Below are 21639 nucleotides of genomic sequence, written 5' to 3' on the forward strand. Positions count from 1 at the left end.
TTAATACTTCTGAGCAACTGACAATATACATCATTACTGCCATCCATGATATATATCGGTTCGGTTAAATAATGTATAAACTCATCCAACGAGTTAATTACACTCAATATGGCATGCAACTGTTGGGTACTCCTAAACAATGTATCAAAGAACACTTGATTAAGATTCATATCGGATTTAAACATTTCATTTACTATGTTTTTTAATTCGTTACTCATTTTGTTCGGATTATACAACTCACTCTCTTTATTTTTATCATTCGCATGGTATGTGGAAACTAATAAGCTTTCTAAGAATTTTTACTAAAACCCTTATTTGTTAAGAATAAGTATTCGTGAGCACAAATGCTAATGCAATAATAGGCACCCCATAAAATTCTGTGTAAATAATAATCCTTCAAGCAATAACAAAACAGCGGATTGCGGTGTAATCAGGCTTTCTGATTTGCCCCGTGTCAACTTTTCTTTCCTGTCTGTGGAATGTTATACATGCCTTGCGTGAATAACATTTTGCGGACAGGAAATTCTATTTTCAGGGGCAAATCGAGCCGGTATTCTGTCCTCAAATATTATCGATAACTGACTCAAAACAATATCCCAGTTTCGACATCTTTGTGTCCAGCGTTCGACAATCTTTTGCGACGCTAAATACAACATTTTGCGCAGGCTGTTATCATTCGTGAATGATGGCTTGTTCTTCGTAATCTGCCTGAACTGGCGGTTCAAACCTTCGATAATATTCGTTGTATATATTATCTTCCGAACCTCGGGCGGATATGCGAAAAACGTGGATAGGATATCCCAATTTTCTTCCCAACTTTTCACGCAAGAGGGATAAATTTTGCCCCACTTGTCCTTGAACAAAATCAGGTTGTTCATAGCTTCTTCCTCGCTGATTGCTTGATATACTTTCTTGAGGTCAACCATCAGCTCCTTGATGTGTTTGTAGCTGACAAACCTTGTGCTTGAGCGTATCTGATGAATGATGCAACGCTGGATTTGTGCATTTGGAAAAGCTGCTTCAATAGCTTGTCTGAAACCTGTCAGACCGTCAACGCAGAACAGAAATACATCTTTAATTCCACGGGTTTTGAGCTCATTCAACACATTCAACCAAAATTTACTGCTCTCATTTTCGCCAATCCATATTCCGAGAATATCTTTCTGACCGTCAAGATTGATGCCCAAAACTACATATGCAGCCTTCGTGATATACTGATGATTTTCCTTGACCTTGTAATGAATTGCATCCATAAAAATAAACGGATATACAGCTTCAAGAGGTCGGTTTTGCCAGGCTGTAACATCAGGCATAATCTTCTCGCTTATCTTGCTGACAAGCTCAGGCGAGATTTCAACATCATAAAGATTTTTGATTTGTTCGGCAATGTCACGCTGGCTCATTCCGCAGGCATAAAGTGAGAGAATTTTCTCTTCCATACCGTCTGCATTGCGGTTGTATTTGCTGATTATTTTGGGTTCATATTCGCCGTTTCTGTCCCTCGGAACTTTGATTTCAAGCTCGCCCATCTGCGTTTTTACCGTCTTTTTCGAATAGCCGTTTCTGTAATTTTTCGACTTTTTGCCATATTCATCATTCGACGTTCTTTCACTTTTCTCGTAGCCGAGCTCATCGGCAAGCTCACATTCCATAACCTCCTGAAGAATGTCCTTGAACATATCTTTCATCGCTGTCATCACTTCATCTGTTGATGTGAAATTCTGGCTTCTTACAAATTCTCTCATCATTTCTGCCGGTGCTTTTGCCATTAAAAAACTTCCTTCCAAGCTTTAATTTTTCTATTTCCATTATTGCTTGAAAGGAAGTCTATTATTCACTTTTACACAAAATTCTCGGCGGTCTCATATAATACGTCTTTTATTCCAGTTCAATTGATAAGTAACAGGTTTATCCTCATCACTATCATCTTATAGAATAATGTTTCCGTTCTTTTTTTAAAAATACTCAAGCTTCAAGCATTGTATTTGGGCCTTAATCATACCTTCAGCAAGACAACGTAAAGTACTAACATCATCGCCTTGTTCAAATGTTTCAGGTAAATGTCTGTTTTTTATTTCAAGAAATAAGATTTGTTTATTGTTTTCAATAACTAAGTCGCATTCGTTTGTCTGCGATTTATTGATTCTATAGTATCCGTAGGGTATTTTTTGTTATCCAGAAATGACTTTATCATTGCATGTATTTTACGCTATTCGTACATAAAATTATTACTCGTTGGACTACTCAAAAGAATTTTGAAATCTTACAAACGAAATCAAAGCATTTATTATGGAAAAAAGAAAAGACCTTGTAAATTGTGATGGATTACAAGGTCAATGGTGCACCCGACAGGAATTGAACCTGCACTTCCTCTCGAAAATATGGACCTGAACCATACGCGTCTGCCAGTTCCGCCACGGGTGCATATTTAATTTTTCTCTCTGAATTTTTACACGGTTGAGAGTTGAGAACCTAGGTGGAGCTAAATGCTTAATCCACAATTTGCAGGATATAGTCAATGAAATGAATTTACACCGAGGTGGTGCGAAGTGAACCATGCGCGTCTGCCAATTCCGCCATACCTGCTTATTAAATTGAAAATTGAAAATGGAAAGTTGAAAATGATTGTGTCAACTTTTGCATAATCAATTTAAATTCCCTTGATTTTTACACGGTGGGGAAACCGAGGCGGAGCTTACTTTCAGATAAATCTTACTCTTCAGCTGATTCCGCAACAGCACTCAAAATGTGCTACATTATTATAGCAGACCGACAGGTAAGTGTCAAGTCACATTTATTTTATCGGTCTGTTTTACGCTGATTATTTTTCAGAATCGGGTTTGCGGATTTTGAACCCGTCATATTTTCCGATGTCACAGAGGGCAATTTCGTGGCAACCCATTCTTGTTGAAAGCGGTGCAAGCTCCATATAGTCGCCGTAGAGGAAAGTAAGGTACTTGTCATATTCCTTTGGCACGGGGAACTTGTAACCCTCAAAGTCGGCATAAGCAACATCGTCAAGATATTCCTTTGGAAAAGCACCGTTATAAATATTTCTGCCCATTCCGTCATAGAGATATTTTGCGTTCTTTTTGTTTTTAAAGAATTTTAAAGTACGGACTTCAAGCCACATACTGAATCTGAGCGGAAATATTTTCTTGCAGAAATTTGTTACAATGCTCTGGATTCTACTGCCGTTTTCAGCCTTGCGATTGTTCCATTTATTGAACACCAGCGCTCTTGTGAACAGAGTCACAGCCATATGAATTTTTCGTCCGATTGCTGAATTGGCTGTGTTATCATGACAGAAAATATCAAACGCAATTCCGTTGTGCATTGCGTGATGGTCTTTTGCAAAGTCGGTTGCAAAGAAAGTGTCGTCAAGTCTGACCTTGGCAAATTCATAGAAACAAGCCTTGTCCGTATGGTACGATTGAAAAGTCATATTGCTCGGAAGTTCCTTTGGCGCAATCTCGCAAAAGCGGTCAAAATCTTCACGCAACATCATAATATCGGCATCATCATCCCACGGAATGAACCCTTTGTGACGGATTGCACCGAGAAGTGTTCCGCCGCCGAGAAAATATTTTATGTTGTGCTTTCGACAAATTCTGTCGGTTTCAAGCAGAAATGCAAGCTGAATTTCGTGAATTGAATCAAGTCTGCGCTCGTGTGAGTGGGGGATACGCAGAACTTTTTCGGACTTCATCTTGTCCATTATGCAGATTTTCAGCATGGTTTCAAGGTCTATGTCGGGAGTGCATTCGTTTACGGAAATTTTGTTTGAATTAATTGCACAGCCGTCAAGCTCCGTAAAATTGCCCGACTCAATTGTACAGCGACTGCCGTAAATATCGTTGAGAACAGCCGCAATCATAATCAGTGATGCGTTACAGTTTTTGCCGCCGACATTATAAACTGCGTTTTCTTCAAGATTTGTCATTGCGAAAACAATCGCCTTTAAAACATCGTTGATATAAACAAAGGTGCAACGATCCCTTGTTGCAGGAACAACTGTGTCACGGCGGTTGGCTATATCGTCAAAAACAGGATCAAGCACGCTTGTAAAGTTGCTTGACGCTCCCAAAATTATGCCAGTTCTGAGCGTTGTAACGGTTGATTCGCTGTTCTTCAAAACCGAGTGCAAGGTGGTTTCTCTCGTTCTCATAAGCTGACCTGCAAGCGATGAGGGAGAGGTTGCGTCAAGTTCTGCGTACTCGTTTTCGGAATAAACTCTGTGCGGTTTGGCTTTGCCGTAAATTCTGCTGTCGTTCACAACGACAACCCTTGCGCCTGTGGCTTTTGCAATTTTGGCACAGGCATTTATCTCTGCAATGCCGTCAATCATAATCTGTGGGTTGTTGTCTGTATGTTCACCGCAGATTCCTGTTGTAATTACATAGTCGGCACTTGAAATTTCTGATGCAGAATTATAATCGACAAAATCAAAATCATCTCTTAACAAGAGTTCGCTGTGGTATGATGCCATTGCATTGCGTGATTTGCCGAGAAGGATAACTTTTATTCCGAGCCTTTTAGCCTCGTTATTGTACAGAAAGGCATAGCAAAGACACCTTGCAAGTTCACCGCCCGAGATGACAATTGTTTTGTTCCTGAGCTTTGCAAGAGTTTCTTTTTCAACTCCGGGCAATGCCGCCCTGTCGGCCTCAAATTCGTTTAAAAAATCTTTAATACGCATTACTTTATCCTTCGCAATTCTGCTCGCAGTTCTGTTGCTCTTATACTGCGTTTTATTCCGTCTTTAAGCGTGGTTTTCGGACTAAAGCCGAGTGATTTTATTTTATCGTTGCACAAAACATACGGTGTGGGGGATGACGGAGAAAATTCGGGTTCTTCTTCGTCTTTTCTGTGAACGAACACTACGGAGAGATTCTTTTCGGGATTTACCGATTTTACAAGCTGTGCAAATTCCCGCATTGTCACATTTGCGTTATCGTTTGAAATGTTGTATGCCTCACCGCTTTTTCCGTTAAGCAAAATATCAATCAATGCAGAAACCGTGTCCGTCACATAGCAAAAGCTGAACTTTTCACCACCGTTATCTGTAAGCATAATGCTCTGATTTTTTGCCGCACTGACAATCAGCTTTGCCCATTTTCTTTCATCGCTCATTCTGATACCTCCGAGTGTGGGGCAGGGACGGGCGATTTTTACATTCATACCGAACTTTTCAGCATAGCAAACAGCAAGTGTTTCGGCTGAACGCATACTTTGTGCGTATGCACTGTCGGCATCGGTCGGATCAAGATAGCCGAGGTCGTTTTCGCAAATGTTATTTTTACCGCTGAAAACCTCCCCGTAAACCATATATGAAGATACGAGCAGAACCGATTCGGCATTTGACTCTTTTGCATATTCAAGCACATTTGCAAAGCCCGAAGTGATTGTATCCGCAATTTCGGGATTACTGCAATCTTCCTCTGCAACCTCACACGGGCAGTTGCAGTATATTATAAAGTCGGCTCTTTCAATCTCCGGAAAGTTCTTTGACTCTCCGATTTCAACAACAAAATCTTTGCGGAGAGTAAGGCTGCCGAACTGCTTTTCGGCATCTTCACGGCTTTTTGCAAGGGTGATTACCCTTGTGTTGTTTTCAAAAAAATCATTGCCCTCAAGCAATGTGCATATAATGTAATATGCAATAAGTCCGTGACAGTCCGACACGAAAACAGTCTTGTTTTTTAACTGTTGAAAATTTATCCTGTTGTCTGCAATTTTTTTAATGTCCTCAAAAATTTCGGAGGGCAGATTGCCTTTTACGGTACAGTCCATATGGGTTTACCTCTCAGATAAATCAGAAAAGCTCCGCAATTGTGGAGCTTTTGCTTTATTCCGAAACGGAATTATTTTTTCTTTTTTGATTCCTCATACACTCTGAGGGTTTCATCTGTCGGGCCGTCAAACATAACAGTTCCTTTTTTCAGGAAGATTGAACGCGCGCAGATTTCTTTAACCGAAGCGGCATTGTGACTTACATAAAGTACGGTTACACCGCTTTCGATAATCTCTTTAATTTTATTTTTACACTTCTTTTTGAAGGTTGCGTCACCGACCGAGAGCGCCTCATCAACAACAAGAACATCGGGTTCAATGTTGACATTGATAGCAAAACCAAGACGCATTTTCATACCGCTTGAGTATGTTCTTACAGGCTGGTCAATGTAATCTCCAAGCTCTGCAAAGTCGATGATTTTCTCCTCAATCTGCTTAATGTAGCTGTCCTCAAGACCGAGAACATAACCCTTCAGATAAATGTTTTCCCTGCCTGTCATTTCCATGGAAAAGCCTGCAGTGAGCTCAAGCAATGCGGCAACCTTGCCGTCAACGGTGATTTCGCCTTCGTCGGGAAATGCAACGCCCGTAATCATCTTGAGCAGAGTTGACTTGCCTGCACCGTTATCGCCGACAATACCAACCGATTCGCCACGATTGATTACCATTGAAACATTGTTAAGTGCCTTATTTGTTTTTGCATTTCTCGGCTTAAAGAAAAGAGCCTTGAATCTTGCCTTGTCATCTTTGTAGAGAGTGTAGGTTTTGCTGACATTTTTAAAGGTAATAATCGGATCGGATACTTTTGTTTCAGCCATAATATTACCTCCTTAAAGTACATCAGGAAGTTTTTTCCTGAGTCTGTTGTAGTTGAAAATACCAAGGGCGAAAATTACAACAAATTCAATTGCAAACACAAGACATTCCGTTTTGTTTGCATAGAACGGTCTGTTGTAGAGGAAACAGTTGCGGTAGCCGTTTACGAAAAAGTTAATCGGATTGATAAGCATGAGCTTGTTGAGGAACGGCGAATCAAAGCCGTAGGAGTTGTACATAATACCCGATAACCAGAAAATACCTGACATAACGGAAACAATCAGGCTTTCAAAGTCCTTACTGAACGCAGACATCGGGGCTGTTGACCATGTGAGTGCAAGGAAGAAGATAAACATCAACGGACAGTACAGGAAAAATTGCAGATTGTACCAGCTCGGTCCGATTGTGAAAAGTACATATGCGTACATAAATGCCATAAGAATCAGGTGAACAAAAAGCCTTGAAACCTCTGTATAAGTAAGGATTGTTGAAACGGGGAACTTAACCTTTGTAATAAATTGACGGTTGATTCTCAGTTCCTTTGCACCCTGCGTTATGCTGTCCTGAATAAAGAACCACGGAATGATACCGATGAACATAAAAGTAAAGAAGTCAATGGAAAAAGGCTGTGCTCCGCCGATGTCAAGGTGAAGTGTTTTAAGCTGTTTGATACCGCAGGAAAAAGCGAACCAGTAAACAAAAATTGTAAACGCAGGCTTAACAACAGCCCAAAGAGGACCGATTACGGCGCCTTTGTAAGTTTTAATAAGTTCGTTTTTGGCAAGGAGCAAAATCTGCTTTCCGAAGCCACGATGTTCTTTTAAAATTGTAAACAATTATTATACCATCCTATCTCTTTTGTGATGCACAGGCGCCCGCCTGCAAGTGAATAAAATCGAAAAATGTATTATGCACTCTTTAACAGTATATATTATATTACTTTTTCCTAATTTGTCAATCAAAACAAGGCAATTGAAATCTATTTGTAAGATTGAGCGAATCCCCGTTAATTCTGTGTATTTTGAGTGTTAGCAGAGCGAATATGACAACCTGTCACGGAAACCTTTTAAAATAAGGAATAATGCTTTTAAGATAACATAAAATTTAAAGGCTGTATAAATGGGGGATGATTAATTTTTTTAAAAATTTACCAAAATTAAAATCCCGAACAGAGCCTTTAAAAGCTTTGCTCGGGATTAATTTTATTGCTTATCAGTCTGCCTGGATTTTTACGAACTGTTCCTGCATATAGGAATAAACCTCATCGGAAACATTTGAAAATACATAGCATTTGTCAAGATACTCGTCACTCGGGAAGATAAATTCGTTTTTCTTTGCGTCTTCATCAATGTAATCGTCATATGCAACCTGATTTGGTGTTGCATAGTTGAGATATTCAAAGTTTGCAGCGGCAATTTCCGGATCCTGCATAAAGTTGATGAACTTCTCTGCATTTTCCTTGTTTTTACTGCATTTCGGAATACACATTGCGTCATAGAAAAGGTTTGAGCCGTCCTTTGGCATTGCGTAGTCAAGATCTTCGTTGTTATCAATCATTGTCATAATGTCGCCTGCGTAGTACGGAGCAATTGCCGACTGGCTGTTTTCCATTTCAGTAAATACCTGATCCATTACATATTTTTTAAGAAGAGGCTTCTGCTCTTTAAGTTTAGCGGCGGCTTTGTCAACATCTGCCTTGGTGCAGTTAGCAGGATTAATGCCCTCAAGCTGCATTGCAATTGCCATTGCGTCACGGCTGTTGTTAAACATAAGAATCTGACCTGAAAGGTCTTTGTTCCAAAGTGCGTCCCATGAATCGGGCTTTGTTTTAACCTTTGTTTTGTCATAAACCATACCTGTTACGCCCCAGCTGTAGCATACGGTATATTTACCTTCGGGATCGCAGGCAAGCTTTTTGAAACGATCCATAAGATTGTCGTAGTTAGGAATATTGTCAAAGTTAAGCTCCAACAGCATATCCTCATCAATCATTCTGCTGATCATATATTCGGACGGAATGACAACATCATAGCTTACATTACTGTTTTTCAGCATATTGTAAAGCTCTTCGTTGGTTTCATAGGTTGTGTAGTTTACCTTGATGTTGGTGCGTTTTTCAAACTCCTCGATAATGTCGAGTGAGTCATCTTCGCCGTTTGAAATGTACTCGCCCCAGTTGTAAACATTAACTTCTCCTGCGTCAGCTGAGTCAGCCGAAGCACCTCCGCCGCAGCCTGAAAGGCAAGCCGCACATGTTGCCGTCATTGCAGATGCAAGGACAATGCTGATGATTCTTTTCATTTCTCAATCTCCCTTTAATAAAATTTTTAAAATCAAGTTCTCTTTTTCTGCACCTTTTCTTCGTGTCTGTCACGCAGATTAATAATAACCATAACAATGAGTACAGCAAGGAAAAGCAGTGCGGAAAGAGCGTTGATTTTCGGTGAAATTCTCCTGTGAGTCATCGAGTAAATTTCAATAGAGAGGTTCTGGAATTTTGCACCTCTTGTGAAATATGTTATGATGAAATCGTCAAGAGAATATGTAAAACTCATGAGCAGACCCGAGAAAATACCCGGCATAAGCTCGTGAATAATTACCTTGTAAAATGCCTGCCATTGGTTACAGCCAAGGTCAAGGGCGGCGTCGTAAATGCTCTGATCCATTCGTTTGATTCTCGGCATAACATTAAGCACAACAAACGGAACACAAAAGCATATGTGCGAAATTAAAACCGTGAAAAATCCCATTTCAAAGTTAAAGATAACTCCGAGAGTCGTAAACAAAAGCATGAGAGAAACACCCATTACTATGTCAGGGCTGATGATCGGAATGTTTGACGCATTCTGAATAAGCATTCTTTTTTTGCCCTTGAAATTGCTGATGCCGATTGCGGCGGCAGTTCCGAGGATTGTAGCAAAAACAGATGCAAGAACGGCAATAATAACAGTGTTCCACAATGCGTTCATAATATTGTCGTCACGAAAAAGCTGTATATACCATTTGAATGTAAATCCTTTCCAGACGGTAGTTTTTCCGTTGTTGAAGGAATAGAAGATAAGTACGGCAATGGGCGAATAAAGGAAAATAAGCAGGATTGCAATGTAAATTTTTGAAAGAATACCTGTTTTCTTTTTCATTATGCAATCGCCTCCTCATCACCGAACAAGTTCATGATTATCAGGAACACGAAAATAAAAATCATTAATATCAATGAAATTGCCGAACCCGTGTTTTGGTCTGTCCAGAATATTTTTTCAATGACATCACCAATCATAATGTCGTCCGGACCGCCGAGATACTGTGCAACCAGGAATGTGCTTGCACTCGGAACAAATACCATTGTCACACCCGAAATAATTCCGGGAACGCTGAGCGGTGCGACAACCTTTCTGAATACGGTAAAGTTGTTTGAACCGAGATCCTGCGCCGCCTCAATAAGACCGTTGTCGATTTTGCTCATAACGGTGTAAATCGGCAGAACCATAAACGGAAGATATTCATACACCATTCCGAGAATTACCGCACCCGTGTTGCCGATGTAGGTTGAATGAATACCCAAAAGCGAGAGCATCATATCAATCGGACCGTTGTCCTGCAAAAGCGTTACCCATGCGTAGATTCTTAGCAGAAAGTTCATCCACATAGGAATCATAAGCAACATAATGAGCGTGTTCTGGGTTGATTCTTTCATTCTCGTGAGAAGGTATGCAAGCGGATATGCAAGTACAAGACAGATTGCCGTTGAAATAAGCGCAATCCAAAGTGATTTTACAAAAATGTTTGTGTAGTAAAACGCATTTGTAAATGCCTGAAGCGAAAAATTACCGTTCTTGTCGGTAAAGGCGGTAAAGCCGATCATAATAATCGGAATCATTGTGAAAACAACCATCCAGATTATGTAGGGAATAGAGGGCTTGCGTGATTTCATTTATCAGCCCTCCTTTTCCGAAAACTCTGAGATTACCTCAAACCGAGCCTTTGAAAAGTTGAATGAAAGCGGAACATAGGTTGCGACCTGCTCGTCCGTATCGCTGAGCATAAGCCACTTTCTTTCGTCCGATTCAAGAATGATTTCGTTGTGTTCACCCTTGTAAACTACGGATTCAATGTACAAATCCTTTAAATCGCCCACGCCGTCGCCTGCAAGCGAAAGAGCGTCGGGCGGCAGAGTGATTTTTAGCTTTGTACCTTCTTCATAGTATTTATCGGGAACGGTAACGGTTTCGCCCTCAAGCTCAAATTCAAAGGAATTGTCATTCTGATTCGAGTATGTAACGGTTGTCTCAATAACATTATCGTAAAACGGAAGAAGCTTGTTCATAATCTGAATGTTGAACGGGATAACCCTCATACCGATTTTGCTTCCGATTTCAGCCGATTTGGTGGAGTGGATAAGAATTTCACACTTTCCGCATCTTACGCTCATCTCATAGTGAACACCCTTGAAGGTTGTGTTCTCAACAATTCCGACAAGCTGACCGTCCTCGGGAGAGGTAACTTCAATATCCTCGGGACGGATGACAACATCAACAGGAGTATTCCTGCCGAATCCCTTGTCAACACATTCAAGCTCTTTGCCGAGAATTTGAATTCTGCAGTCATCAAGCATAATTCCGTTGAGAATATTTGCCTCACCGATAAAGTCTGCAACAAATGCGTTCACAGGCTCGTTGTATATATCCTCGGGAGAACCAATCTGCTCGATTACACCGTTGTTCATAACAACGACACGGTCGCTCATGGTCAGAGCCTCTTCCTGATCATGAGTAACATATATAAATGTTTTCTGAGTTTTCTGCTGAATCTCCTTAAGCTCAAGCTGCATACTCTTACGCAGTTTAAGATCAAGAGCGCCGAGAGGCTCGTCAAGCAGAATGATTTCGGGATCGCACACAAGCGCCCTTGCAATTGCAACACGCTGCTGCTGACCGCCCGAAAGCTTTGCAACGGAACGCTTTTCATAACCCTTGAGGTCAACGGTTGCAAGCATATCGGTTACACGCTTTTTTATTTCATCTTTCGGCATCTTTTTAAGCTTGAGTCCGAAAGCCACATTATCAAAAACATTGAGGTGGGGAAACAAAGAATATTTCTGGAATACCGTGTTTACATTTCTTTTATTCGGAGGAGTTCCGTTAATTCTTTTGCCGCCGAAAATGACATCGCCGCTGTCGGGTTCAACAAAACCGCCGATGATGCGCAGGGTTGTGGTTTTACCGCAGCCTGACGGACCGAGAATAGTTACAAATTCCTTTTCATTTATATCAAGGTTGATGTGGTTAAGAATTACCTCACCGTCAAATTTGATGAAAATATCCTTGAGTGAAACTATTGTTTTCTTTGATGTCTGTTCCATTTATGCACCCCTGTTCCGTTGTGATAACAGTAAAATCCGTAAAAAATAAAGCGGATTGTGTCAGCCTGAAAAATGCAGGCGAACACAGTCCGCTCTGCCGTTTCTGCAAAGACATAACCATGATGCTCAGAATTTTTGAACAGAAAAATAAGACGGCTGTGTCGCCCCGTCCTTTTCCTTCACATAAAATCCTTATTAACCGCTTAAAAGAAAGCGATTGCACGCAATACAATTTAAATTTTCCGAAATGTCACCCGTCACATAAGCATCAGGGGACAACTGCTCTTTGATTATATTCTAAATGCACAAAAATGTCAATCAATATCGTGTAAAAAGAAAATCAAATTTGCATCACTAATATTCTTTTAAAGAAGTAAAGCTCATACAGAGTCAGAAAAGGTTAAATATAATGCTTTTTGGTGCAAAATTATTGTTAAAAAATTTTTACAACCGTGTAATCTGCACAAAAAACAGCCCTCGAATTTGTAACATAAAGTATATACTTTTTTGGTGAAATTTGTTATAATGAAATCGAGAATTTTATGAAAGGATGTTTTCCCTATGAAGAAAGCAAAAAAGATTGCAAGTCTTGTTGTTGCGTCTGCGCTTCTGACATCTTCTTTTGCGGCAATTACCTCCGTAAATGCTGCCGAGGTTGATTCCGCACAGACTGCATCTGCCGACAGCACCCTTCGTGATAAGGTCGGCGACGGTGTTATGCTCCACGCATTCAACTGGTCTTACAATACAATCAAAGAAAACCTTCCCGCAATTGCAGCGGCAGGATACACAACAGTTCAGACTTCTCCCGTTCAGCAGCCAAAGGACTACTCAACCTCAGGCGATGTAACAGGTCAGTGGTGGAAGCTTTATCAGCCGATCAGCTTCCATATTGCAGAGGAGTCATGGCTCGGCACAAAGGATGATCTTAAATCACTTTGTGATGAGGCTGACAAATACGGCATCAAAATCATCTGCGATATCGTTTCAAACCATATTGCAAATGCCGATGAAGCTAGGCCGGAGACTGTGAGCAATCAGGTTAAAAAGTACGAGCCTGAGTTCTATAAGAAAAGAAAAACCTACACCCGTACGTACAAAGGCGATGCAAACGACAGTTCGGTTCAGGCAGTTGTTCAGGGTCATGTTTCAAAGTGTCCTGACCTTGTAACAAACGATACTGCTGTTCAGGAATACATTATCAACCTCCTCAAGGAATGCATCGACTGCGGTGTTGACGGTTTCCGTTTTGATGCCGCAAAGCATATTGAAACAGAGGATGACGGCGAGTATGCGTCTGATTACTGGAAAAATATAACAACATCGGCTTCTTCTTACTACACACAGAAAACAGGCGATGACCTCTACATCTACGGTGAAATTCTTAACAACTGCGGTGCAGACAGAAGCTACTCCTCATACACCAAGTATATCAATGTTACTGACAACAGAACGGGCGACGCAGTGCTTTACAATGTCACAAGGGGTAAGGCAAGCACAGCTACCAATGCGAAATACAAATCAGGTGTTGCAGCGTCAAATGCAGTTCTCTGGGCAGAAAGCCACGATACATACGAGGGCAGCTCGGGTTCATCGGGATTCTCAAACACTGCCGATGTTTCGGATGAAAATGTTGTAAAGGCATGGGCAATCGTTGCATCAAGAAAAGATTCAACAGCACTTTTCTTTGCCCGTCCGGGAACAGCTCTCATGGGTAACATTTCAACGGATTCAACTTACAAGAGCACAGCTGTTTCCGAAATTAACAAGTTCCACAACCTTTTTGTAGGTCAGTCTGAAAAGCTCGGTTCTTCAGGCGACATTGCTTATGTTGCAAGAGGCACAAGCGGTATCGTTCTTTCAAATTGTAAAGGTACAAACGCAAGCGTAAGTATTTCCGGCACAGGTCTTGCAGACGGCAAATATACGGATACGGTTTCAGGTGCTGAGTTTACGGTTGCAAACGGCGTTCTCACAGGTTCAATCGGCAACACGGGTGTTGCTGTTGTTTACAACGGTACAACAACCCCGAAGGCAATAAACTCTGTTGAAAGCGGTTCGTTCAGGGGCGACACAATGACCCTTACACTCAGTCTTGAAAACGCAACATCGGGTACTTACTGTCTTGATGATTCAACTCCTGTTAAGTTTACGGGTACAACATCAATCCGTATCGGTTCAGATTATAAGCCGGGCGAAACAATCAATCTCACAGTTACGGCAACCGACGGTGTAAAGACTTCTTCAATGGTTTATAAGTACGCAAAGAGTACCGCTCAGGAATCGGGAGTGTATGTATTCTTCAACCCTGCTAACAAGAAGGGCTGGTCAGCACCTTACCAGGTTTACATCTTTGATGAAACCACAAACAAGGGTACTGTTTACAAGAATGCAAACTGGCCGGGCGAAGCAATGACTCTTGATCCTGCAACAGGTTACTATTACTACGAAGTTCCGAAGTCATCAAGTATTTCAGCTGATGAGGATGATGAAAATCAGGCTGCGTCGGATTTTGACCTTTCAACTTCAGCCAACACAAGAGTAATCATCTCTGAAAAAGGCGGCGAGCAGTATCCGGGCAGAACAGGTACACCTATCAGCCTCAACGGTTCATCAAAGGCATTCTCACTTACAAAGGCAGGTACATGGGAGGATACAACTCTTACACCTACAAAGGTTGAGATTGAGGCTACTGATGTTACAAAGGGTTCTGCAGCAGAACCTACAACAAAGCCTGTTCCGTCAACTCAGCCTACAACCGCACAGCCCGCAACAGAGCCTTCGGGCAATGCTGTTTACGGTGAAGTAAACGGTGACGGTGACATTACAGTCGTTGACGCTACACTCGTTCAGAAACATGTCGTTCAGCTTGAAACACTTTCGGCTGACAAGCAGATTCTTGCTGATGTTAATGGGGATAATGCAATCTCTGTTGTTGACGCAACATTGATTCAGAAGTACATTGTTCAGCTCAAAGACTGGGGCCGCACGGGTGATGTTTATCAGGCAGAACAGCCTACAACACCTGAGCCGACTACCGCTGAGCCTACAACCGTAAAGCCGACTGCACAGCCCGCAACAGAGCCTTCGGGCAATGCTGTTTACGGTGAAGTAAACGGTGACGGTGACATTACAGTCGTTGACGCTACACTCGTTCAGAAACATGTCGTTCAGCTTGAAACACTTTCGGCTGACAAGCAGATTCTTGCTGATGTTAATGGGGATAATGCAATCTCTGTTGTTGACGCAACATTGATTCAGAAGTACATTGTTCAGCTCAAAGACTGGGGCCGCACGGGTGATGTTTATCAGGCAGAACAGCCTACAACACCTGAGCCGACTACCGCTGAGCCTACAACCGTAAAGCCGACTGCACAGCCTACAACAAAGCCTGCTGACACATACACTCTTTACTTCAAGACTAAGCTTGGCTGGATGACATCTGACGGTGTTTCACTCTTTGCTTATGACCTTGACACAGGTGCAAGCTATCAGTTTGAGCAGGATACAGACGCTTACCCGAATGTTTACACAGTTGAAGTTCCTGCAACAGTTTCAAATGTCAGCGTTTATCGTTCTCTTTCAGAGGTTGACGAAAAGCCTGTAGGCGGTGATGACGGTAATGTTTACAATTGCTGGAATGCAACAGTTTCAAAGACAAACAACTGCATCGCACTCAGCAATGACGAAGCTGTTTCAACAGCTCCGTATGTTCCGGAGCAGAAGCCTGCATTCACACTTTCAAGAGTTTACTTTGATAACTCAAAGGCACACTATACTGATGTTTATATCTACGGTTGGGCAGAGAGCGGACTCGGCAACGCAGCAGCTCACATGAATAAGATTGCAGGTACAGATATCTGGTACTACGATTTTGACACACCGCTCAGCCCCGGTGCAAACTGTTTCCTCTTTAAGGACACAGAATCAACATGGAAAACACAGACAAACGACTTGACAGTTGCTGACGGTAAGAACTGTTTCCGTGCAAATCCGGGTTCAAAGTCCGGCGGTGTCTGGGTAAGCTATTCAGAATAACAGAACTACAGAACAACCTTTTCTTAATATTCTGCTAACAGTAAAGCATTCCCTCCGATAAAATTCGGGGGGAATGTTACTTTTAATATGATTTTACTTGAAAAAGAATGTAATATACAGTATTATATTAGGAGTAATAAACCGAAATTTAAGTGAATTTATGCACGGGAATTTATGAAAACAGAGCAGATTTTTCAGGAATTTGAACAAAGGCTTGAAAAAGAATATTATGCACAGCTTGCAAGCAAAGAAATTCTGACTGTTCCTTTGCTTATTGAGATTTTTCTTGACGATGATTACGCAAATGCTCACTGGGCGGAACAGGTTCTTGAGTATATTTGCGAAGTAAATCCGAAACTTGTCTATCCGTTCTTTGAATTTGTTGCCAAAGGTCTTGAAAACTGCAACGGATTTCTTGCGTGGAATACTTGGAAGATAATTACAAAGCTTTTGCCGACTGACACGGAAAATAAATTTGAAAGCGTAAAAGAAAGGTTTTACGACGCACTTGCTTCAAAAACACCGGCAGAATTTTCCATAGCCTGTGATTGTGCCGTGTCCGTTTTCATTAACAAAGCGGATGAACAGAAAAAATTGCTTGATATTTTGAAGAAATCCGTTGAACACAAGTTTTACATTGGCGATACCGAAATTGAAAACAGCGGAGAGATAGCCAAAGAAAAAGTACAGTCATTTCTTGAAAGAATAATGAACTATAAAACAAAAGCGGAGAACAATTGTTAACTGATATAATCCCCTTAAAGCAGACTCTTGAAAAACATGGTTTTCAGGGAATGCTTTAAGGGGAGATTTTTATGTAAAAAAGAAGAAAAAAAGTACGGTACTGAAACGGGATAAAGACAACTGTTAAATCATATTTTCGGATTTTACAATACCATGTTACAAAAAATCCGCAGACGGTAAAATCTGCGGATAAAATGTTTAAAATTATAATTAAAATGCCTCTATAAGCGGATTGACTGCACCAGGCTGTATTTTTTCGGGATGGTCAATATATTCGATTGCCTTGCCGCAACCGTTGATAACGCAGTCAGCGGAGGCTTTGTGAACTCTTACTTTCAGCTTTGTAGATTCGCTGAGAAGCCTTGCAAATCCCGTCAGCTTGGCAAGACCGCCTGTCAAAATTATACCGTCAGTGTAGATGTCACCGACAAGCTCGGGCGGAGTCTGTTCAAGCACATCTTTGATTGCTCTGATAATGTTAAGCGCAATATCCTCGATTACAGGCTTGATTTCGGCATAGCCAACATCAATAAATTTAGGCAGACCGCTTACGGCATCTCTGCCTTTAACTCTGAAAAGCTTAGGCTCTTTCGGAATTTTTACACAGCCAACAGCCTTTTTGCAGGCCTCTGCCATGTTTGTGCCGATAATCAGGTTATGCTCTTTTCTGATGTATTTAACTATTTCTTCGTCCATTGCACAGCCTGCCGACTTTATGCACTTTGAAACCGAAATTCCGCCGAGAGAAAGCACGGCAATGTCTGCCGTACCGCTGCCGACATCTGCAATCAGAATGCCGTGAGGACTTGTTATGTCGAGCGAACAGCCCATTGCCGCCGCTTTTGGTGCTTCAATAAGATACACCTTGCGAACACCGATTGAGCTTACTGCATTTACAACAGCTCTTTTTTCAACCTCGGTAACCTCACTCGGGATTGATGCAACAACTCTCGGCATAGTCACCTTTGACGGACTGACCTCTTTTATAAGAATTGAAACCATATCCTCAACAAGTTCGGAGCGTGAAATAACACCGTCATCAATCGGGTGCATTGCTCTTATGCCTGCAGGCGTTTTGCCAATCATCTTATAAGCCTCGTTGCCGACGCCGACAATGTCGTAGGTGTCAACATCAAACGCAACAACGCTCGCCTCATCAAGCACTATTCCTTTATTTTCAATAAAAACTCTTGTTCTGTCAGAACCGAGATCAACAGCTATATCCATTTTAATCACTCCAATGCTATATCAGCAGAGATGTGCAAAGCGTACAGCAACAAATCTCACCGCATTTGCACTTGTTAAGTATTCTTGCACATTCGCCAAGCGTACTGCCTGTTGTAATAATGTCGTCAATAATCAGTATTCGCTTGCCTTTGATTAAATTCTTGTCAATCGGCGAATAAACGCCTATAACATTTTTTGCCCTTTCAGCCGCTTTTATGCTGTGCTGGGTTTTATTTTTCTTTGTTTTGGCAAGCAGGTCGGCATACTCAATGCCGAGAAGCCTTGCACATTCCTTTGCGAGCAACTCAGCCTGATTGTATCCACGCTCTCTGAGAGTATCATTGTGCATCGGCACACAGGTGACAAGGTCAAATTCCCTGTCACGGTAAACATCTTTTATTGAACGAACCATTTCGTGTGAAAGCAATTCGGCATATGCACCGCAGTTGTGAAATTTAAAGTTAAGAACTGCCCTGCGAAAAATTCCGTCATAGGGGAAAGGAGAGGTGCAGATGTACCCTCCCGTTGCATATCGTACAAGCGGCATTTCGGGGAATTCTTTTCTGCATTTGTCACAACAGTTTTTGTTCGGTTCAATAACCCTTCCGCAGTACGGACAACGAACCGTAAAGAAAAATCCTTTTATTGTGCCGAAAACTTTCTTAATAAAGTGTGTCATCTCTCAGTAAAAATTCTTTAAGACCGCTGTACCTTTTTGTACGGCGGTTATTGTTTACCATATATTCAACGGTTGACGGATTGCCGACAAGCACAAGCGTTTTCTTCGCCCTTGTAACAGCGGTGTAGAGCAGATTTCTGTAGTAAAGCTGAGGAGGACCCGAAAACATCGGTATAATAACTGCGTCAAATTCATTGCCCTGACTTTTATGCACCGTGATTGCGTAGGCAAAATCAAGGTCGCCCGCAAATTCAAAGGTGTATCTTGCAATCTTGTCAAAAAATTTAACGACAAGCGATTTTGTCTTTCTGTCAATCTTTGTGATGATTCCTATGTCACCGTTGAAAATTCCTTCGCCCGTTTCGCCGTTTTCACGAAACCAGCGAATATCATAGTTGTTTTTTATCTGCATAACCTTGTCGCCTGTACGAAAGGTTTTTGAACCGATTGTGATTTCCGCCTTATCGTCATCCTTCGGATTTAGCGCCGCCTGCAATTTGTGGTTAAGCTCGGTAGTTCCGAGTTCACCTTTTTTGGACGGAGCAAGCACCTGAATGTTTTCAAACGGAGAATATCCGTATGCCTTTGGCAGACGATTTGCACAAAGGTCAGCTATCACCGCTGAAACTTCTGATTTATTGTTCCTTTGAAGAAAGAAAAAGTCCTTGTCGGCGGAGTTAAGAATGGGTATTTCACCGTTCACAATCTTATGTGCGTTTGTGACAATAAGGCTCTGCTGTGCCTGACGGAAAATTTCATTCAACCGTACAACGGGAATAAGTCCGCTTTCGATAAGATCGCCGAGCACATTACCCGGACCTACAGAGGGGAGCTGGTCGGAGTCGCCTACAAGAATAAGTCTGCATCCTGTGGAAAGCGCTCTCATAACGCTTTCCATAATGAATGTGTCCACCATTGAAACCTCGTCAACAATCAATGCGTCGCACTTCAGCTGATTGCGTTCGTTCTTGTTGAAAATGGGGTTGTCATGTTTATCCCAGCTGACCTCAAGCAGTCTGTGCAGAGTTTTTGCCTCATCGCCCGTGAGCTCGCTCATTCGTTGAGCAGCTCTGCCTGTGGGGGCAGAAAGCAAAACGGTTTTGCCGTTTGCTTTCATTATTTTTATTATAGCATTGAGGGTTGTCGTTTTTCCTGTACCGGGACCGCCTGTCAGAACGAGCATACCTTCGGTAAGTGCCATAGTGATTGCTTTCTTTTGCAAATCGGCATATTCGATTCCGTCCTCTTTTTCACATTTTTCAATCGCCTTGTCAATGTTTTTAATTTTCTCTGACGGAAATTTGAGCAACATTTTTATTCTTGACGCTATGTACATTTCGCAGAGGTGAACATTGGGAGGAAACACAAATTTTTTGTCGTCAATCTTATCTTCGATAAGCGAACGGTCAAACAGCATTTCTTCCATGCACTCCGAAACCTTTTCACCGTCAATTCCGAGAAAATCGGTTGAAACCTTCAGCAGCTTTTCCTTTGGCAGACAGGTGTGACCGTTTCGCTCGTTGTGATGAAGAATGTATACGATTCCTGCACGCATACGGACATTTGAATCGGGTTCTAATTTTTCTTTTTTAGCAATAAAATCCGCACTCTCAAACGATACCCCAAAATCACCCTGACAGAGAATGTACGGATTTTTCTTGATTAAATCGACACAGCTCGGACCGTAAGCGTTGAAAATTTTGACCGATGCGGTGTTTGAAATTCCGTACTCGCCGAGAAAAAGCATGAGTGTTCGCACGCCTGTGTTCTGCTTTAACTGCTTTGAAAAATCCTCGGCTTTTTGCGAAGAAATTCCTTTCAGCATTGCAACTCTTTCGGGCTGATTTTCAAGCACATCAAGCGTTGCCTCGCCAAATTCCTTTACAAGCCTTTGTGCGGTCTGAGTGCCGATTCCCTTGATAGCTCCGGATGACAGATAACGCAGAATATCAGCCGCCTCGGTAGGTCTGCTGATTTCGCAAATCTGCACGGCAAACTGTCTGCCGTAGCTCGGATGATTTGTATATTTGCCCGTAAGCTTTACAACATCACCCGACGACACCTGTGGCATAATTCCGACAGCGGTCAAATAATCGTCACCGTCAGCAAGCTCGATTACCGTGTAGCCGTTTTCATCGTTTCGGAAAACCACGCTTTCAATTGCTCCCTCAAGCTGAAGAAGATTGTCGTTGTTCATTAAAACTTACTCCTCAAATCTTTTTGTGAGTTCGCCGAGAGTAATTTCGTAGCCCGCTCTTTCATAGTCGAGGTAATCCGTACACGGCTTGAAGCCATTCGTATTTTTTGAAATCTGCAATGCAATGTATTCAAGAAAATGCGGATTTTTAATCATAATAGGCCCTGTAACATGAGTTGCGAAAAGATTATGAATGTGTAATCCTTCTTCTTTTGAACCCTCGCAGTTGCCGAGTCCATGCTTAACTGTGAAAAGAGGTTTTTCTAAGAATTTATCATCTTCGGGCGGAATAGGGTGAGTTCCGTTGTAATAATCGTTATAATCACACATGATTTCACTGCACTTGTTTACAAAGCCGACAATCGGTTTTGTGAGAATGTCAGATGTATAAACAATATCGCCTGTAATTCTGCGTTTGTTCTGCTCGGTAACTGTAAAATCATAAATTCCGAGTCCGTCATAAACCTTGCCGTCAGAGTCTGTAATTGTTTTTCCGAGCATTTCAAACGAGTTGCCCGTCATAAGAATTACCTTGCCGCTGTTGATGTATTCAACAAGAAAATCCTTGTACTTTTTAAAATCCTGCAAAACAAGCTTCTGATTTTTTTCTGTACCCGAACCGATGTAGATAAAATCGTAATCGCCCAGGTCGGCATTGTCAAACAGGGTAAGCCTGTCGGTTGTAAATTTCACACCGCTCTTTTCAAGCATTCTTTCAAGCGCAGAAACATTGGCATATTCTCCGTACAGGTTCATTATATCGTGATACAAATGAAGAATTTTCAT

At 41.7% G+C, this 21639-nt stretch carries 14 protein-coding genes, 1 tRNA gene and 1 pseudogene; 2 read left to right on the forward strand and 14 right to left on the reverse strand.

Features of this window, described 5'->3' with window-relative positions:
* Positions 1-482 precede the first annotated feature (482 nt).
* The 10 genes and pseudogenes from WMO31_RS08030 to WMO31_RS08075 form a co-directional block, all read right to left on the reverse strand.
* Entirely contained in the window at positions 483-1769 is a 1287-nt protein-coding gene (locus WMO31_RS08030) for an IS256 family transposase (protein WP_367999487.1), read from the reverse strand.
* Between the two features lie 568 nt (positions 1770-2337).
* A tRNA-Leu gene (locus WMO31_RS08035) sits at positions 2338-2424 on the reverse strand.
* 397 nt (positions 2425-2821) lie between these two features.
* Entirely contained in the window at positions 2822-4699 is a 1878-nt protein-coding gene (locus WMO31_RS08040; RefSeq protein WP_367999488.1) for a LicD family protein, read from the reverse strand.
* A complete protein-coding gene (locus WMO31_RS08045; protein WP_367999489.1) occupies positions 4699-5793 on the reverse strand; it encodes an NAD-dependent epimerase/dehydratase family protein in 1095 nt (364 codons plus the stop codon). Before WMO31_RS08045 ends, WMO31_RS08040 begins: the two co-directional genes overlap by 1 nt.
* A gap of 71 nt (positions 5794-5864) precedes the next feature.
* Positions 5865-6611, reverse strand: a complete 747-nt coding sequence (locus WMO31_RS08050; RefSeq protein WP_015524229.1) for an ABC transporter ATP-binding protein — start codon at positions 6609-6611, stop codon at positions 5865-5867.
* Positions 6612-6623: 12 nt separating this feature from the next.
* Complete coding sequence (locus tag WMO31_RS08055; protein ID WP_021884043.1) at positions 6624-7445, reverse strand: ABC transporter permease; 822 nt, start codon at positions 7443-7445, stop codon at positions 6624-6626.
* Between the two features lie 376 nt (positions 7446-7821).
* Positions 7822-8910, reverse strand: coding sequence for an ABC transporter substrate-binding protein (locus tag WMO31_RS08060; RefSeq protein WP_155130755.1), 1089 nt, complete (start codon positions 8908-8910; stop codon positions 7822-7824).
* 32 nt (positions 8911-8942) lie between these two features.
* Positions 8943-9749, reverse strand: a complete 807-nt coding sequence (locus WMO31_RS08065) for an ABC transporter permease (protein ID WP_015524227.1) — start codon at positions 9747-9749, stop codon at positions 8943-8945.
* Positions 9749-10540: an ABC transporter permease gene (locus WMO31_RS08070; RefSeq protein WP_101029201.1), complete on the reverse strand. Its 792-nt coding sequence runs from the start codon at positions 10538-10540 to the stop codon at positions 9749-9751. Before WMO31_RS08070 ends, WMO31_RS08065 begins: the two co-directional genes overlap by 1 nt.
* A gap of 384 nt (positions 10541-10924) precedes the next feature.
* Positions 10925-11968: pseudogene (locus tag WMO31_RS08075) on the reverse strand (ABC transporter ATP-binding protein); the annotation flags it as partial.
* A 561-nt stretch (positions 11969-12529) separates the two neighbouring features.
* Between WMO31_RS08075 and WMO31_RS08080 the strand changes: the two are divergent.
* Both WMO31_RS08080 and WMO31_RS08085 read left to right on the forward strand, forming a co-directional pair.
* Positions 12530-16006, forward strand: coding sequence for a dockerin type I domain-containing protein (locus WMO31_RS08080; protein WP_367999490.1), 3477 nt, complete (start codon positions 12530-12532; stop codon positions 16004-16006).
* A gap of 174 nt (positions 16007-16180) precedes the next feature.
* Positions 16181-16750, forward strand: coding sequence for a hypothetical protein (locus tag WMO31_RS08085; protein ID WP_117949305.1), 570 nt, complete (start codon positions 16181-16183; stop codon positions 16748-16750).
* Positions 16751-16960: 210 nt separating this feature from the next.
* Here the strand turns inward: WMO31_RS08085 and WMO31_RS08090 are convergent, their stop codons facing one another.
* Genes WMO31_RS08090 through WMO31_RS08105 form a run of 4 tightly spaced genes read right to left on the reverse strand, consistent with a single transcriptional unit; the run spans position 16961 to position 21639 of the window.
* A complete protein-coding gene (locus WMO31_RS08090; RefSeq protein ID WP_117949307.1) occupies positions 16961-17977 on the reverse strand; it encodes a rod shape-determining protein in 1017 nt (338 codons plus the stop codon).
* A 16-nt stretch (positions 17978-17993) separates the two neighbouring features.
* Positions 17994-18656 (reverse strand): ComF family protein, encoded by a 663-nt coding sequence (locus WMO31_RS08095; RefSeq protein WP_367999491.1) that lies wholly within the window; start codon positions 18654-18656, stop codon positions 17994-17996.
* Positions 18640-20853, reverse strand: coding sequence for an SF1B family DNA helicase RecD2 (gene recD2, locus WMO31_RS08100; protein ID WP_367999492.1), 2214 nt, complete (start codon positions 20851-20853; stop codon positions 18640-18642). Before recD2 ends, WMO31_RS08095 begins: the two co-directional genes overlap by 17 nt.
* A gap of 6 nt (positions 20854-20859) precedes the next feature.
* A complete protein-coding gene (locus tag WMO31_RS08105) occupies positions 20860-21639 on the reverse strand; it encodes a hypothetical protein (protein ID WP_367999493.1) in 780 nt (259 codons plus the stop codon).

Source organism: Ruminococcoides intestinale (genome assembly GCF_040095935.1).
Taxonomy (GTDB): domain Bacteria; phylum Bacillota; class Clostridia; order Oscillospirales; family Acutalibacteraceae; genus Ruminococcoides; species Ruminococcoides intestinale.